The organism is Pseudomonas sp. PS01303 (assembly GCF_029959385.1).
Lineage (GTDB): Bacteria > Pseudomonadota > Gammaproteobacteria > Pseudomonadales > Pseudomonadaceae > Aquipseudomonas > Aquipseudomonas rustica.
In genome coordinates this window covers 47,585-63,951 of the sequence record NZ_JASCPK010000004.1, presented here as the reverse complement: position 1 = coordinate 63,951, position 16,367 = coordinate 47,585, and the positions used below count along the sequence as shown (strand labels likewise).

Genomic DNA, 16,367 nt, shown 5'->3' with positions numbered 1-16,367 from the left:
GCAGCTTGGGAAAAGCTGCTTCTCAATTCGATGTCATGGAGCTTCAACTATGCGTACCGGTTACTTCTATTCTTTGATTTTTGCTCTGTTTGCCAGCGTCTCGATCGCCGCAGTTGCGGCGCCTGTGACGCTCACAGAGTCTCTAAATACGCCTCACTCAATTGAAGTGACAGCAGTGCCAGAGCATCCAAAACTCGATCTCAATGACGCGGATGCGGCGACATTGCAGAAGGAGCTTTCCGGTGTCGGAGAAGCCAAGGCCAAAGCCATTGTTGCTTATCGTGAAACAAACGGTCCGTTTGCTTCGGTGGATGAGTTGCTGGAAGTGAAAGGCATCGGCAAGGCGATCCTCGATCGCAACCGTGACAAGCTGGAAGTGAACTAAGCTGATTGTTCAACGCCATGGGGCCGGTCATTGACCGGCCTTTCTGTTTTCTGGCGGGCAGATCCAGCAGGGGATTTCGCGAGCGTTCGTCGGACAGCTAAAAATTACGGCTATCATATTGCGTTTAAATTATGCCTATAATAATTTCGCGATCAATGATCGAAACCCATTTTCCTTTTGTGAATTTCAGGAGCACCGTCATGAATGCTGTTAAGCCCCAAGGTACCGCTCTCGTCACCGGCGCATCGTCCGGCATTGGTGCGATTTACGCAGAAAGGTTGGCTACCCGCGGGTTCGATTTGCTGCTGGTGGCGCGTGACGAGGAGCGTCTGGAAACCACCGCGAGCCATTTGCGCGAGGCCCACGGCATTCAGGTTGAAGTGCTCAAAGCGGATCTGACGCAAAAGGATGATGTGCTCAAACTCGAGCAACGTCTGCGCAGCGACTCAAGCATCAGCCTGTTGGTGAACAATGCCGGGGTTGCCGCTGATGGTCTGTTGGCCAATGCCGATATGGATAAGCTCGAGCGTCTGATTCAGCTTAACGTCACCACGGTGACTCGTTTGGCTTCGGCTGCGGCAGCGAGTTTTGCCAAAGCCGGACGCGGCACGATTATTAATATCGCCTCAGTAGTGGCGCTGTTCCCCGAGCGTTTCAACGCCACGTACAGTGCGAGCAAGGCTTATGTTTTGAGCCTGACTCAATCGCTGCATGCTGAACTCGACGGCACGGGCGTCAAGATTCAAGCCGTGCTGCCTGGCGTGACCCGAACCGAAATCTGGGAACGCTCCGGCATCGATGCCAGTGGCATTCCTGCAGAAATGGTCATGGAAGCGGGCGAGATGGTCGATGCTGCGTTGGCGGGCCTGGATCAGGGCGAGTTAATCACCATTCCATCCTTGCCTGATGCGGGCGAGTGGCAAGCGTTTGTTGCGGCCCGGCATGTCATGGCGCCGAACCTGTCCCGCAGTGCTGCGGCCAGTCGTTATAAGTAAGTCCCTTGCAAGTTGGTCAGAGGAAAGCGCGGTATGAATCAGCGTCGAATTGTAGTTACCGGGATGGGTCTGGTTTCGCCTTTGGGCAGTGATGTCGAAGTCGTTTGGCAGCGGTTACTGGGCGCGCGATCTGGTTTGCGCACTCTACCGGAAGCGGTGAGCGCTGATTTGCCCACCCGCGTCGGCGGCATAGTGCCAACGCTGGCGGAGGACGCCGAAGGCGGTTTCGATCCCGATCGCGCCACGCCACCGAAAGAACAGAAGAAAATGGATCGCTTCATTCTGTTCGCCATGGAGGCGGCGCGGCAGGCATTGGAGCAGGCAGGATGGCATCCGACCGACGCTGCGGGTCAGGAGCGTACGGCGACGATCATCGGTTCCGGCGTAGGTGGCTTCGGTGCGATCGCCGATGCAGTGCGCACCACGGACAGCCGTGGCCCACGACGTTTGTCGCCGTTCACCATTCCGTCATTTCTGGTGAATCTGGCGGCGGGTCATGTGTCGATCCAGCATGGTTTGAAAGGCCCCTTGGGTGCACCGGTAACGGCATGTGCCGCTGGCGTTCAGGCAATCGGCGATGCGGCCAGATTGATTCGAGTCGGCGAAGCGGACATTGCTGTGTGCGGCGGGGCGGAGGCGGCGATTGATCGGGTCAGCCTCGCTGGTTTTGCGGCAGCCCGAGCCCTGTCCAGCGGTTACAACGACACGCCGGAACGTGCCTCGCGTCCATTCGACAGCGGTCGCGATGGTTTCGTGATGGGCGAGGGCGCCGGGTTGCTGGTCATTGAGTCACTCGAGCATGCCCTTGCGCGTGGCGCTCAACCTTTAGCTGAATTGGTCGGTTATGGCACCAGCGCTGACGCGTATCACCTGACTGCCGGGCCTGAAGACGGCAGTGGCGCGCGGCGGACGATGGAGCTGGCACTGGCTCAGGCCGGCATTAAAGCCGCTGAGGTGCAGCATCTCAACGCCCACGCCACTTCAACGCCGGTCGGGGATCTGGGCGAGTTGGCGGCGATCAAAAGTGTGTTCGGTACAGAAAACAAAATCGCCGTGACTTCGACCAAATCGTCCACCGGACATTTGCTCGGCGCTGCGGGTGGGCTGGAGGCGATCTTCACGCTGTTGGCGATTCGTGATCAGGTGGTGCCGCCGACGCTCAATTTCGAAAACCCGGATCCGGCGAACGAAGGTGTCGACATCGTCCATGGCAAAGCACGTTCGATGCCAATCGAATATGCATTGTCGAACGGCTTCGGCTTCGGTGGGGTCAATGCCAGCGTGTTGTTCAAACGCTGGAAAGACTAGTCCTGCTGATTTTTTAGATGCGCGCGCGTAACGCCGAGGATGCGCTGGGCCAGCTCCGGATCTTCGACGCTGCGCGCGAGTACCAGCGCACCCAACAAAGTGGCCATGATGACGACGCTGCGATCAGCCGCGGTTTCGCCACCCAACGCGTTCTGCACTTGCTCAAGTCGTGCATTAAGCACAGCGTCGGTGGTAGGGCTTGGCTGTCCGCGCAAACCGAGCTCCGAAGACATGGTCGGTAACGGGCAGCCTTCATTGGGCGAGGTGTAGTGCCATTCGGACAGGTAACTGTCGATGAAGGCTTCCAGAGGTTGCTCTTCAGAAAACAACATCGCGCAGTGCGCATCGAGTTGTGCGCCGGCTTCTTGCAGGGCCTTCTCCACCAATTCGTCCTTGGATTTGAAGTGCGAGTAGAAGCCACCGTGGGTCAACCCCAGTGCCTTCATCAAGGGTTGCAAGCCTGTGGCGCCGATTCCGTCCTTGCGAAATCGTGCCGAGGCTTCCTTGATGATGCGCTGATGGGTCTGGGCTTTATGGTCCTGCGAGTAACGCATCTGAAACTCTCTCCGCAACAATGCCCCCATCTTAACCACACAAAATTAAATGGTGACTGTACTTCTACTTCTAAAAAGCATGCAGATAAGTCCAAAGCGTGTAAAAAACACAAACCCCGCCGATTGGGCGGGGTCTGGTTCAGCGGTCTTGCGCTTCTTTGGCGTCCGCTTCGGCGTTGCGTGCAGCCACGCGTTTGCGTTCTTCATCGGTCAGTTCGACCTTGTTGGCGGTGTCTCGCAACATCATCAAACCGCCAACGATCGAGCCGATTGCAACGACCAGAATCAACCAGGCATACCAGGGCATAACGGCTCTCCTTAATGGCAGATCGATCGACGAGGATTTCGCCGTGCGACGCTGCTTACCTCTTTTGAGCGAAGCGACTTCGCAGTGGTTCCATTCTAGGCCTGATATCCCCGCAGCACCTTAATTCCCTGTAGGAGCTGCCGAAGGCTGCGATCTGTTGATCTTTTGTTTTTAACAAGCAAAGTCAAAAGATCGCAGCGTGCCGCAGCTCCTACAGGGGACTTATTGGCCCGTGAGCATGGCGTCGGCCGGCGCATTGGCGCGCAACTGGCCGGTGAGCAGGAAGTAGCCGAAGCCCACGGCCATGAAGCCGAGGAAAATCAGCCCGATCAACGCGTTGAACCACGCCATCGCCACCAGGCACACCACCGCCAAAACCAGCGCGATCATCGGGATCAACGGATAGCACGGCGCGCGGAAAGTGCGCTCCAGATTCGGCTCCGATTTGCGCAGTTTGAACAGGCTGAGCATGCTCATGATGTACATCACGATCGCGCCGAACACCGCCATGGTGATCATCGCGGCAGTAAGGGTCATGCCGCCGAGGTTGATCAGGCCGTCGCTATAGATCGCCGCGATGCCGATGATGCCGCCGACAATGATCGCGCGGTGCGGCGTCTGGAAGCGCGAAAGTTTCGCCAGCGAAGCGGGCAGATAACCGGCGCGGGCGAGGGCGAAGAACTGCCGCGAGTAGCCGAGGATGATCCCATGGAAACTCGCCACCAACCCGAACAGGCCGATCCAGACCAGCATGTGCAGCCAGCCCGAGTTGTCGCCGACCACGGTTTTCATCGCTTGCGGCAGTGGGTCGTTGATGTTGGCCAAGGTGCGCCAGTCACCGACGCCGCCGGCAAAGAACATCACGCCCATCGCCAATAAAACCAGAGTGAGAATGCCGCTTATATAGGCCTTGGGAATCGTGCGTTTCGGATCCTTGGCTTCTTCGGCGGCCATCGCCGCGCCTTCGATGGCGAGGAAAAACCAGATCGCAAACGGAATCGCCGCGAACATGCCGGCAATCGCTGGCGCACCGAATACATCGGAACCGGCCCAGCCATTCAGAGCGAAGTTGCTGAAGCTGAAGGCCGGCGCGACCACGCCCATGAACACCAGCAACTCGGCGACGGCCAGCACGCAGACGATCAATTCAAACGTCGCCGCCAGTTTCACCCCGAGAATGTTCAAGCCCATAAAGACGATATACGCGCCGACCGCTGCGTGTTTCGGATCAAGCGCCGGAAACTGCACGTTCAGATAAGCGCCGATGGCCAGCGCAATCGCCGGTGGCGCGAAGACGAATTCGATCAGCGTCGCCAACCCTGCGATCAGCCCACCTTTCTCTCCGAAGGCGCGACGGCTGTAGGCAAACGGCCCGCCAGCATGGGGAATTGCGGTGGTCAGTTCGGTGAAGCTGAAGATAAAGCAGGTGTACATGGTCGCGACCATGAACGAAGTCACCAGAAAGCCCAGCGTGCCAGCGACGCCCCAGCCGTAACTCCAGCCGAAATATTCCCCGGAAATTACCAGGCCGACGGCGATGCCCCACAGGTGCAACGTGCCCAGCGTGGGTTTGAGTTGTGTGTTCATGCGCTTGCTCCCTGAACGGTTTGGAAAGCTCGGGGGAGGGCGCGTGCAGTGGGCGTGCCATTGCGGTGAAACAAGTCGTAATAAGTTGAATGGGGTCGTATCGGGGATGGTTGCAGTGGGATAGCTGCATTTTGTGCGCCAGTTGAGTGCGATGTTGGCGGTTATGCCGTCTTCGCGAGCAGGCTCGCTCCCACAGGAGAATGCATTATTAGGGCGAGCGCATTTCAAATTGTGAGAGCGGGCTTGCTCGCGAAGAGGCCCGCCCAGACACCGCAAAACCCAGATGTAACGCCCGCATAAACCCACTCTTTACGCTTTCTTTATGCCCAGCCAACCCCCTCGGTCTCGTTCCTTTACAGCCTCCTTTCCGACAATCACCCCACACGCGGCAATACGCCGTAACACGGAGATCTTCCATGAGCGTTCTGGACGGGGTGTCACTGCTACTGGCAGTGGGGCTGTTCATTTATCTGTTGGTTGCGCTGTTGCGCGCGGATCGGAACTAGGAGCGGCTATGCACAGTTATGACTATTGGCTGATCCTCGCGTTTTTTGCGTTGGTCTTGCTGCCGGCGCCGTTCCTCGGGCGCTTCTACTACAAAGTGATGGAAGGTCAGCGCACCTGGCTGACGCCGATTCTTGGCCCGGTCGAGCGCGGTTGCTACCGCATCTCCGGTGTCGATCCCGAGGCTGAACAGAGCTGGCAGAAGTACACCCTGGCGCTGCTGGCGTTCAACCTCGCCGGTTTCCTGCTGCTGTTCGCGATTCTGTTGTTCCAGGATCACTTGCCGCTGAATCCGCAGAACCTGCCGGGCCAGGAATGGACGCAGGCGTTCAACACTGCGATCAGTTTCATGACCAACACCAACTGGCAGTCCTACAGCGGCGAAGCGACCCTCAGCTACCTGAGCCAGATGGTCGGCCTCACCGTGCAGAACTTCGTCAGCGCTGCCACCGGCCTCGCCGTACTGGTCGCGCTGTGCCGTGGCATCGGCCGTAAATCGACGAAAACCCTCGGCAACTTCTGGGTCGACATGACCCGCGCAACCCTCTACGGCCTGCTGCCGCTGTGCCTGCTGCTGGCGCTGTATCTGGTCTGGCAGGGCGTGCCGCAAACCTTCGCGCAGTATGTGCATGCGGTGACGATGCAGGGCGTTGATCAGGTGATCCCGCTCGGACCTGCGGCCAGCCAGATTGCGATCAAGCAACTGGGCACCAACGGTGGCGGCTTCTTCGGCGTCAATTCGGCGCATCCGTTCGAGAACCCGACCGCGTGGAGCAACCTGTTCGAAGTCACCTCGATCATTCTGATCCCGGTGGCGCTGGTGTTCACCTTCGGTCATTACGTCAAAGACCTGCGTCAGAGCCGCGCGATCATCGCCTGCATGCTGGCGCTGTTTCTGATCGGCGGCGCGACCTCGTTGTGGGCCGAGTACCAACCGAACCCGACCCTGAACAACGCCGCCGTCGAACAGACCGCGCCGCTGGAAGGCAAGGAAGCGCGCTTCGGCACCACCGCCACCGTGCTTTGGTCGGTGACCACCACGGCCGCGTCGAACGGTTCGGTCAACGGCATGCACGACAGCCTCAATCCGCTCAGCGGCATGGTCGCGCTGGTCAACATGATGGTCGGCGAAGTGATCTTCGGCGGTGTCGGGGCCGGGCTCTACGGCATGTTGCTCAACGTGCTGATCGCGGTGTTCCTCGCCGGTTTGATGATTGGTCGTACCCCTGAATACCTCGGCAAAAAACTCCAGGCGCGGGAAGTGCAACTGTTGGTGGTGACCCTGCTGGTGATGCCGGTCGGCGTGCTAGTGCTCGGTGCGATTGCCGCAGCGGTGCCCAGTGCTGCGGCGACCATCAGCAACCCCGGCCCGCACGGTTTCAGCCAGTTGCTCTACGCCTACACCTCGGCGAGTGCCAACAACGGTTCGGCGTTCGGTGGCCTCAGCGCGAACACGCCGTTCCACAACTTGATGTTGGGTCTGGGCATGTTGATCGGTCGCTTCGGTTACATCCTTCCGGTGCTGGCCTTGGCCGGCAGTCTGGCGATGAAGAAAACCGCACCGATCGGCCAGAACAGCTTCCCGACCCACGGCCCGCTGTTCGTGACCCTGTTGACCGTGACCATTTTGCTGGTGGGCGGCCTGACCTTCCTGCCAACCCTGGCGCTCGGCCCAATCGCCGAACACCTGAGCATGGGCTTCTGAGGACTGAATGATGAATATGCCCGCAATCAAACCCGCTGCCGTCAAGGCGCCGGAACAAGCGAAAACCGCGATCTCGGCCCTGTGGCGGCCGGCGCTGGTGCAAGCTTTCGTCAAGCTCGACCCTCGGCAATTGAAGCGTTCGCCGGTGATGCTGGTGGTCGAACTGACCGCGATTTTCACCACCGTGCTGTGCTTCCTCCCGGATGCCGACGTGCCGACCTTCGTCGCCGCACAAATCGCTCTGTGGCTGTGGTTCACGGTGCTGTTCGCCAACTTCGCCGAGGCCTTGGCCGAAGGTCGCGGCAAGGCCCGCGCCGACAGTCTCAAGGCCGGCAGCGAAGGCCTCAGTGCGCGGCGCAAACAGGCCAATGGCAGCTTTCAGGTAGTGCCGGCGGCGAGTCTGCGCAAGGGCGATGTGGTGCGCGTCGAAGCCGGGGAAATGATCCCCGGTGACGGCGAAGTCATCGAAGGCATCGCGGCGGTCAACGAAGCGGCGATCACCGGTGAATCCGCGCCTGTGATTCGCGAGTCCGGCGGCGACCGTTCGGCTGTCACCGGCAACACCCGACTGGTGTCCGACTGGTTGCTGGTGAAGATCACCGTCAACCCGGGCGAGTCGACCCTCGATCGCATGATCGCCCTGGTCGAAGGCGCCAAACGCCAGAAAACCCCGAACGAAGTGGCGCTGGATATTCTGCTGATCGGCCTGACGTTGATCTTCTTGCTGGTCGTGGTGACGCTGCAACCGTTCGCCCATTTCGCTAACGGCAGCTTGCCGCTGGTGTTTCTGGTGGCGCTGCTGGTCACACTGATTCCGACCACCATTGGCGGTCTGCTGTCGGCCATCGGTATTGCCGGGATGGATCGTCTGGTGCGCCTCAATGTGATCGCCAAGTCTGGCCGTGCGGTAGAAGCGGCGGGCGACGTGCACGTGCTGCTGCTCGACAAGACCGGCACCATCACTTTCGGTAACCGTCGCTGCAGCGCGGTGTATGCCGCGCCGGGTGTGAATGGTCGTGAGTTGGCCGAGGGCGCGCTGTTCGCCTCGCTGGCCGACGACACCGCTGAAGGCAAGTCGATCGTCGAATACCTGCGCGGTCTGCATCCGCAAGCTGAACCGGCGCCGGAAACGCTGACGGGCGTGCCGTTCAGCGCCGAGACTCGTTTATCCGGCGTCGACTATCAGGGCCGTGTGTATCGCAAAGGCGCGGTGGATTCGCTGCTGAGTTTCCTCGGTCAGAAACGCGCGGATCTGGCCCCGGCGCTGGCGCGAGAAATCGACAAGATCGCGCAGAGCGGTGGCACGCCGTTGCTGGTTTGCGCGGACGGTAAATTGCTCGGTGCGATCCACCTCAAGGACGTGGTCAAACCGGGGATTCGTGAGCGTTTTGCCGAACTGCGCAAACTCGGGATTCGCACGGTGATGGTCACCGGCGACAACCCGCTGACCGCTGCGGCGATTGCTGCTGAAGCAGGTGTGGATGATGTGCTCGCCGAAGCCACGCCAGAGAAAAAACTCGCGCGTATTCGTCACGAGCAAAACGACGGTCGTCTGGTTGCGATGTGCGGCGACGGCGCTAACGATGCCCCGGCGCTGGCCCAGGCTGACGTTGGTATGGCGATGAACGACGGCACACAAGCGGCGCGTGAAGCGGCGAACATGGTCGATCTCGACAGCGACCCAACCAAGCTTTTGGACGTGGTGCAGATCGGCAAGGAATTGCTGGTGACCCGTGGTGCGCTGACGACCTTTTCCATCGCCAACGACGTGGCCAAATACTTCGCCATTCTGCCAGCGCTGTTTGCCTCTATTTATCCGCAACTGGGGGTGCTGAACATCATGCAGTTGACCAGCCCGCAGAGCGCGATTCTCTCGGCGATTGTGTTTAACGCATTGATCATCGTTGTGCTGATTCCGCTGGCATTGCGCGGTGTGCGCTTGCAGGCAGCGAGTGCGGCGGCGTTGTTGCGGCGCAATCTGTTGATCTATGGATTGGGCGGGATTCTGGTGCCGTTTGTGGGGATCAAGGCTATCGACATGTTGCTCACGGCCTTGCATTTGGTTTGAGGCTGGAAGAGCCCCTCACCCTAGCCCTCTCCCGGGGGGAGAGGGGACTGACCGAGGTGTTTGTGAGAGCTGCACCGACCTGAGATACCGAGCTGAACTCAGGTTTTGAAAAGCACAGCGATTGGCTCCCTCACCCTAGCCCTCTCCCGGAGGGAGAGGGGACTGATTGAGGGTGTTATTGAGAGCTGCACCGACCTGAGCTATCGAGTCGAACTCAGGTTTTGAAAAGCACAGCGATCGGCTCCCTTTCCCCTCGCCCCCTTGGGGGAGAGGGCTGGGGTGAGGGGGAAACGATCCCCCTGACACCCCACAAAAATCTGCCCAACGAATTCGAGGATTTTGAAATGTCCACAATGATACGTCCCGCCCTCAGCCTGCTGGTGCTGATGACCCTGGTCACCGGCGTCGCCTACCCGCTGGTGGTCACTGGCATCGCCCAGGTCGCTTTCCCCGAGCAAGCCAACGGCAGCCTCGTCCACGATGCCACCGGCAAAGTCCGCGGCTCGTCCCTGATTGCTCAGGATTTCGTCGGCGACGCCTGGTTCCATCCACGTCCTTCCGCCGGCGCTTTCGCCACCGTGTCCAGCAGCGCCAGCAACCTCGCGCCGAGCAACCCGGCACTCGCCACGCGGGTGATCGACGACGCCAACAAATTGCAGGTGCCAGGCCAGGGCCCGGTGCCGTTGGCGCTATTGACCACCTCCGGCAGTGGTCTCGATCCGCACTTGCCACCGGCGGCAATTGCCTATCAACTGGCGCGAGTCGCGGCAGCGCGCAACCTGCCGGTCGCGACCGTGCAGCAACTGCTCGATGCGCACATCGAACAGCCGCTGGTGGGGCCGCCGGTGGTCAATGTGCTGGAGCTGAACATGGCGCTGGAAAAACTGTAGAGATGATCGTTCCCACGCTCTGCGTGGGAATGCATCAATGGACGCTCCGCGTCCGCTTTGGTGGGACGCAGAGCGTCCCGGGCTGCATTCCCACGCAGAGCGTGGGAACGATCATCAGGAAGAGAGAGCATCAAGCATGAGCGACTCCGGCCGCGCCGACGCACTGTTAGCAGACCTGCCCCGCGATGGCCGTGGCCGGCTCAAGGTTTTCCTCGGCGCCGCCCCCGGTGTCGGCAAAACCTACGCCATGCTTCAGGCCGCGCACACGCAACTCCGTCAGGGCGTAAAAGTCCTCGCCGGCGTCGTCGAAACCCATGGCCGCGCCGAAACCGAAGCGCTCCTTGGCGGCTTGCCGCAGCAACCGCTGTTGCGCTCGGAATACCGTGGCGTGATGCTCGAAGAAATGGATCTCGACGGCATCCTCGCGGCCAAACCGAAACTGGTGCTGGTCGATGAGCTGGCCCACAGCAACGCCCCCGGCAGTCGCCACGACAAACGCTGGCAAGACATTCAGGAACTGCTCGCCGCCGGCATCGACGTGTTCACCACGGTCAACGTCCAGCACCTCGAAAGTCTCAACGATCAGGTGCGCGGCATCACCGGTGTGCAGGTGCGCGAAACCCTGCCGGACTGGGTGCTGCAAGAAGCCTACGAACTGCTGCTGATCGACCTGCCGCCGCGCGAATTGCTTGAGCGTCTGCGCGAAGGCAAGGTCTACGTGCCGGAGCAGGCGCGTGCGGCGATCGATGCGTTTTTCACCCAGACCAACCTCACCGCTCTGCGCGAACTGGCGATGCAAACCGCCGCCGCGCAAGTCGATAACGATCTTGCGCAAGGTTATCGCCAACTCGGTCAAGCCGCGCCGGCGGTGCGTGGCAGGTTGTTGGTCGGAGTCGATGGCGACGCGCAGGCCGAACGCCTTGTGCGCCACGCCAGCCGTGTCGCGCAGCGTCGGCATTTGCCTTGGAGTCTGGTGCACGTCGACAACGGCAGCGTGCGCGACGAGCAATCGCGGCTGCGTCTACAAAGCGCTCAGCAGTTGGCCGAGCGCCTCGGTGGTGAAGTGGTTTTATTGCGCGCCGGTGAGGTGGCGAAAACCCTGATTCAGCATGCCGCCGAACGTCGCGCGAGTCTGGTACTGGTCGGTCAGTCGCGACCGCGTTTGCGTCGTCGACTGTTCGGTGGCGGTCTCGCAGCGCGCTTACTGCGCCAAGCCCACGGTCTGGAAATCAACGTCCTCGACAGTGATCACCAACAGCATCAACCGCGTCAGCGCAACCCGCTGACGCTGGTGTGGTTCGACTATGCGCTGGCGCTGGTTGCCACGCTATTGGCCAGCGCTTTGGCGTGGGCGGTGTCGAGTGTGTTGCCGTTGCCGAACATCTCGCTGGTGTTCCTCGCGGCGGTGTTGCTGGTTGCAGTGCGCAGCAGCCTCGGCCCGGCGCTGGCGTGTGCAGCGCTGTCGTTTTTGACCTACGATTTTCTGTTCATTCCGCCGAATTTTTCCTTCAGCATCCAGCGCGAAGAAGACGTGTTGACCCTGCTGTTTTTCCTGTTGATGGCGGCGCTCACCGGCAACCTTGCGGCGCGTCAGCGTCGACAATTGCAGGCGTTGCGCGACACCCAGGAAGAGACCACCGAACTGCTCGATCTGTCGCGCAAACTCACCGCCGCCACCGATCGCCAGGCCGTGATCAGCGCCGCCGCGCAACACCTCAACGGCTGGAGCGATCTGCAACTGTGCCTGCTCAATCGCGACGGTCAGGGCGGCTGGAAAGTCGAGACTGGCGGGCCGCTGCAATTCACTGAATCCGAACGCGCCGCCGCCGATTGGGCCTGGCAACACGATCAACCGGCGAGCATGGGCACCGGCACGTTGCCGTTCGGGCGTTGGTGGTGGTGGCCATTGTCGGTCGAGGATGGGCCGCTGGCGCTGCTCGGCGTCTGCGCCAAAGAAGGCCAGACCTTGAGCGGCCAGCGCCGCCGTCTGCTCACCGCGTTGAGCCAGCCGCTGGCGCAGGCACTGGCCCGCGCGCAACTGGCCGACGATCTCGAAGCCGCACGCCTGCATGGCGAAACCGAGCAATTGCGCAGTGCGCTACTGGCCTCGGTTTCACATGATTTGCGCACGCCGTTGACCGCCATGCGCGGTAGCATCGACAGCCTGTTGGCGCTCGGCGAAGCGATCCCGTTGGAGGATCGTCGCGAGCTGCTCGAAGGCACGCGCGACGAAGCCGAGCGTCTTGATCGCTACATCCAGAATCTGCTCGACATGACCCGCCTCGGCCACGGCGCGTTGAAGCTGGCGCGGGACTGGGTGTCGCCGGCGGATATTGTCGGCAGTTCGCTCAATCGCCTGCGCGCGGTGCTGGCGCCGTTGCAGGTCAGCACCGAGGTGCCGGCCGAGTTGCCGTTGCTGTTCGTGCATGCAGCGCTGATCGAGCAGGCGTTGGTCAACGTGATGGAAAACGCCGCACGTTTTTCGCCAAATCACGGTCGTCTGCAATTACGCGCCGGCGCCGATGACAGCGAGATTTTCTTCTCGGTCAGTGACGAAGGCCCGGGAATTCCCGAAGACGAGCGCGCGAAGATTTTCGATATGTTCTACACCGCTGCACGCGGCGATCGCGGTGGGCAGGGCACCGGTCTTGGGCTGGCAATCTGTCAGGGCATGGTCGGTGCACATGGCGGACGAATCACCGTCGCTGACGGCATAGAAGGGCGCGGCACCTGCATAACTCTGCACCTGCCGTTGCAGGCGCAACCGGGGATGGACAATGAAGCCTGATGCCGACTGCGCTACTCTCTTGCCCATCTTTTGTGTTGATGTGAATTCATGAGCCAGACCGCGACCATTTTGGTCATCGACGACGAACCGCAGATCCGCAAATTCCTGCGCATCAGCCTCGCCTCACAAGGCTACAAAGTGCTCGAGGCTGGCACCGGCGCCGAGGGCCTGGCGCAAGCGGCGCTGAACAAACCGGACTTGCTGGTGCTCGACCTCGGCCTGCCGGACATGGACGGCCAGCAAGTGCTCCGTGAGTTTCGCGAATGGGCCACGGCACCAGTGCTGGTGCTGTCGGTGCGTGCCAGCGAAGGGCAGAAAGTCGAGGCACTGGATGGCGGCGCCAACGACTACGTGACCAAGCCGTTCGGCATTCAGGAATTTCTTGCGCGGGTGCGGGCGTTGTTGCGTCAGGCGCCGGCGGGGGAGGCGCAACAAGCGGCGTTGAGTTTTGGCCCGCTGACCGTGGATCTGGCCTATCGGCGGGTGCTGCTCGACGGCGTCGAAGTGGCGCTGACCCGTAAGGAATACGCAGTGTTGGCGCAACTGGCGCGGCATCCGGGGCGAGTCATCACCCAGCAGCAATTGCTCAAGGATATCTGGGGGCCGACGCACACCGAGGACAGTCATTATCTGCGGATCGTAGTGGGGCATTTGCGCCAGAAACTGGCGGATGATCCGACGCGGCCACGGTTTATTGTGACGGAGGCGGGGGTTGGGTATCGGCTTATGGAGTTTGTGGGATAGCTAAAAGATCGCAGCCTTCGGCAGCTCCTACAGGAGGACGCATTGCAATGTAGGAGCTGCCGAAGGCTGCGATCTTTTGATCTTTACTGCTGTTGCTCACTCTCATACCGATCCATCGTATCCCGCGCAATCTCCCGCCCCAGCGCGATCAATTCCGGCGCTTTGTAAAACTCGAAAAACCGGCAAACCCGCTTCGGCACGTTGATCAAAATATCCGGTGGATACCCGGCAATCTTGTACTGCGCCAACGAAGTCTGCATCACCTCGAAACTCTGGTTGATCAGATCCAGCAATGACGCCGGCCCGACGTTATCGATGATGAACGAACCCGTCGCCGATTTCGGTGCGCCTTCACGCTCAGGCGCGGCGGCCGGTTGCTGATTATCGGGGTCGGCGCCTTCCAGCCACGGATTGATATCCGCCGCTTCCGCACGCAACGCTTCCTGTTCCAGCTTCAACAACTGTTCAGCCTGGGTGCGGCGAAACGGCATCTTCGAGCCCAACGAACTGATCAAACTGTCGAAACGCGAACGAAACGCCGGCGGACGCTGGATCACCGGCAGTTTGTAATGCCGCTGGTTGGTCGAGTTGAGATTGACCGCGATGATCAAATCGCAGTGGCTGGACACCACCGGCACGATCGGCAGCGGGTTAAGAATGCCGCCATCGACCAGCATGCGGTTGCCTTGCATCACCGGGGTGAACAGGCTGGGAATTGCCGCCGAAGCGCGCATGGCCTGGTGCAGACAGCCTTCCTGAAACCAGATTTCCTGTTGATTGGTGAGGTCGGCGGCGACGGCAGTGTAGGGGATGCGCAGGTCTTCGATGTTGATCTCGCCGACGATTTTGCGGATCTGCCCGAAGACCTTTTCACCGCGAATTGCGCCGAGGCGGAAGCTGACATCGACCAGGCGCAACACGTCGAGGTAATCGAGGCTTTCGATCCAGTTGCGGTACTCATCAAGTTTGCCGGCAGCGTAAATCCCCCCAACCACCGCGCCCATCGAACAACCGGCAATGCAGGCGATTTCGTAACCGCGTTTTTCGATTTCTTCAATGACTCCGATATGGGCATAGCCCCGGGCGCCACCGGAGCCCAGTACCAGCGCGACACGCTTTTTCATCCAGCTTCCTCCCGACAAGGTTGCACAATGCACCCATCGGGCAAGCGGCTCAATCGCCGAGGTCGCTCAGCGGCGCAGTCGCGTCGTTTTTTCGATACTTCATGGCCGCGCGGGGCTATCCTTTTCGCCACCGCAGAATCACGGCCGCACAAGGCACTTTTTCGCCGCCGAACCGTCTTACCTGCACGACTGTTGACCTATTTTTGAGGTGTAAGTGATGAAAGCCTGGATCTGTGTGCCCTTGATCGCCCTGGCATTGGCCGGTTGCGCCGGCAAGACTGCGTACCGCGACAGTTGCGGCAGCCAGCTCGACACGGCGTGGCATGAGCTGGATCTGGCCAAGGCCGAAGGCTTTGCCGGCACCGTCAGTTATTCCAAAGCGTTGTCGTTGCTGACGGCGGCCAAAACCCAGCAGCAATTCGAAGGTTTCGAAGGTTGCGCGAGCAAGGCCGAGAAGGCGCGTTTCTACATTCGCGAATCCCGCGCCGGCCGTTAAGCGGTTGACCTGAAGCAAGGATGCTGCGCTGACGAGGCGCCAGACTCCTCCCCAAGACGTTCTGAAGGAGCAAGTGATGTCTGCGTTGGTTGATCGGTTGGTGGCTCATATCCTGAGCATTGAAGTGCGATTGCTCAGTTGCCAGGCGCGGCTGACGGCGCGTACTGATCCTGAGGCGCTGCATGATCTGCGCACTACGGTGCGCCGCTTGCGCAGTCTGTTGCGGCCATTGCGTGGCTTGCCCGGGGTTGAGCAACTGGAAGACGCGGCCTCGGCAGTCGGTCAATTGACCACGCCGTGGCGCGATCGTGAAGTGCTCGCGGCTTACTTGCTCGAACACGATCAACCCGAAGCGGCGCAGCGGCGCATGGCGCAAATGGCAGAGGCTTACCCAGCACTGGCGGCGAGTGCCGAGGTGGCCTCGCTGCTGATGATTCTCGACGCTTTTCCACGGTTTATTCGTGCGTCTCAGCGTCAGGGCTTGCTCAAAGGTCTGGCTAAACGCATCGAAAAACGCCTCGGCAAACAATGGAAGAATCTCGATCAGGCGCTGCATGATCCGGCGCATGATCGCCATCGTCTGCGTCTGTTGATCAAGCGTGTGCGTTACGGCATCGAGGCGTATCCAGAACTGGATCGCCTGCCGGAAGCGGCGCTGCCACGCTTGAAGTCTGCGCAAGGGGCTCTGGGCGATTGGCACGATTGCTGGCAGTGGCTGGCGAAAGCCGAACTGGAAACCGATCTGCAACCGTGTGTCGCCACCTGGCAGGCAGGTTTGATCCAAGCCGAGACCAAGGCCGATCGTGTGCTCGAAAAACTCAGCCGCACCTGCTTCAAATCCTGAACACCCACATCCCTTGTAGGAGCAGAGCTTGCTCGCGAAAGCGGTGTATCAGTCGATGAAGATGTCGC

General features: G+C 60.5%; 15 protein-coding genes. 11 read left to right on the top strand and 4 right to left on the bottom strand.

Translation table 11 applies throughout. The features are described from left to right. Positions 1 to 49: 49 nt before the first annotated feature. The 3 genes from QMX93_RS03280 to fabF all read left to right on the top strand — a co-directional run bounded on the left by QMX93_RS03280 (position 50) and on the right by fabF (position 2,688). Positions 50 to 385: a helix-hairpin-helix domain-containing protein gene (locus tag QMX93_RS03280; RefSeq protein ID WP_282352631.1), complete on the top strand. Its 336-nt coding sequence runs from the start codon at positions 50 to 52 to the stop codon at positions 383 to 385. Between the two features lie 200 nt (positions 386 to 585). Beyond that, positions 586 to 1,380, top strand: coding sequence for an SDR family oxidoreductase (locus QMX93_RS03275; protein WP_282352629.1), 795 nt, complete (start codon positions 586 to 588; stop codon positions 1,378 to 1,380). A 33-nt stretch (positions 1,381 to 1,413) separates the two neighbouring features. Further along, positions 1,414 to 2,688: a beta-ketoacyl-ACP synthase II gene (gene fabF / locus QMX93_RS03270; protein WP_282352627.1), complete on the top strand. Its 1,275-nt coding sequence runs from the start codon at positions 1,414 to 1,416 to the stop codon at positions 2,686 to 2,688. Here the strand turns inward: fabF and QMX93_RS03265 are convergent. From QMX93_RS03265 to eat, 3 genes are all read right to left on the bottom strand, one after another. After that, the gene (locus tag QMX93_RS03265; protein ID WP_282352625.1) at positions 2,685 to 3,242 is read right to left on the bottom strand and encodes a TetR/AcrR family transcriptional regulator; all 558 of its coding nucleotides are present in this window, start codon (positions 3,240 to 3,242) and stop codon (positions 2,685 to 2,687) included. The two genes, fabF and QMX93_RS03265, sit on opposite strands and share 4 nt — an antisense overlap. Positions 3,243 to 3,381: 139 nt before the next feature. Further along, on the bottom strand, positions 3,382 to 3,549 hold the full coding sequence (locus QMX93_RS03260) for a DUF2897 family protein (RefSeq protein ID WP_080896048.1): 168 nt from the start codon (positions 3,547 to 3,549) through the stop codon (positions 3,382 to 3,384). A gap of 222 nt (positions 3,550 to 3,771) precedes the next feature. After that, positions 3,772 to 5,136, bottom strand: a complete 1,365-nt coding sequence (gene eat / locus QMX93_RS03255; RefSeq protein ID WP_053122419.1) for an ethanolamine permease — start codon at positions 5,134 to 5,136, stop codon at positions 3,772 to 3,774. 416 nt (positions 5,137 to 5,552) lie between these two features. On the opposite strand from eat, the gene kdpF reads away from it, so the two are divergent. The 6 genes from kdpF to QMX93_RS03225 all read left to right on the top strand — a co-directional run bounded on the left by kdpF (position 5,553) and on the right by QMX93_RS03225 (position 13,835). Then, positions 5,553 to 5,642 (top strand): K(+)-transporting ATPase subunit F, encoded by a 90-nt coding sequence (kdpF, locus tag QMX93_RS03250; protein ID WP_007899818.1) that lies wholly within the window; start codon positions 5,553 to 5,555, stop codon positions 5,640 to 5,642. An 8-nt stretch (positions 5,643 to 5,650) separates the two neighbouring features. Further along, entirely contained in the window at positions 5,651 to 7,345 is a 1,695-nt protein-coding gene (gene kdpA, locus QMX93_RS03245; RefSeq protein ID WP_159811558.1) for a potassium-transporting ATPase subunit KdpA, read from the top strand. Between the two features lie 10 nt (positions 7,346 to 7,355). Further along, complete coding sequence (gene kdpB / locus QMX93_RS03240; protein WP_282352618.1) at positions 7,356 to 9,413, top strand: potassium-transporting ATPase subunit KdpB; 2,058 nt, start codon at positions 7,356 to 7,358, stop codon at positions 9,411 to 9,413. Between the two features lie 344 nt (positions 9,414 to 9,757). Continuing rightward, on the top strand, positions 9,758 to 10,303 hold the full coding sequence (kdpC, locus tag QMX93_RS03235; protein ID WP_159811560.1) for a potassium-transporting ATPase subunit KdpC: 546 nt from the start codon (positions 9,758 to 9,760) through the stop codon (positions 10,301 to 10,303). A 136-nt stretch (positions 10,304 to 10,439) separates the two neighbouring features. Continuing rightward, entirely contained in the window at positions 10,440 to 13,091 is a 2,652-nt protein-coding gene (locus QMX93_RS03230; RefSeq protein ID WP_282352609.1) for a sensor histidine kinase KdpD, read from the top strand. A gap of 48 nt (positions 13,092 to 13,139) precedes the next feature. Then, a complete protein-coding gene (locus QMX93_RS03225; protein ID WP_053122408.1) occupies positions 13,140 to 13,835 on the top strand; it encodes a response regulator in 696 nt (231 codons plus the stop codon). Between the two features lie 83 nt (positions 13,836 to 13,918). Here QMX93_RS03225 and QMX93_RS03220 read toward each other — a convergent pair whose 3' ends face one another. Beyond that, the gene (locus QMX93_RS03220) at positions 13,919 to 14,959 is read right to left on the bottom strand and encodes a patatin-like phospholipase family protein (protein WP_159811562.1); all 1,041 of its coding nucleotides are present in this window, start codon (positions 14,957 to 14,959) and stop codon (positions 13,919 to 13,921) included. 217 nt (positions 14,960 to 15,176) lie between these two features. Between QMX93_RS03220 and QMX93_RS03215 the strand changes: the two genes are divergently transcribed. Together QMX93_RS03215 and QMX93_RS03210 are read left to right on the top strand one after the other, a co-directional pair. Continuing rightward, complete coding sequence (locus QMX93_RS03215; protein WP_053122404.1) at positions 15,177 to 15,455, top strand: hypothetical protein; 279 nt, start codon at positions 15,177 to 15,179, stop codon at positions 15,453 to 15,455. A 76-nt stretch (positions 15,456 to 15,531) separates the two neighbouring features. Continuing rightward, the gene (locus QMX93_RS03210) at positions 15,532 to 16,299 is read left to right on the top strand and encodes a CHAD domain-containing protein (RefSeq protein WP_282352601.1); all 768 of its coding nucleotides are present in this window, start codon (positions 15,532 to 15,534) and stop codon (positions 16,297 to 16,299) included. Positions 16,300 to 16,367 lie beyond the last annotated feature (68 nt).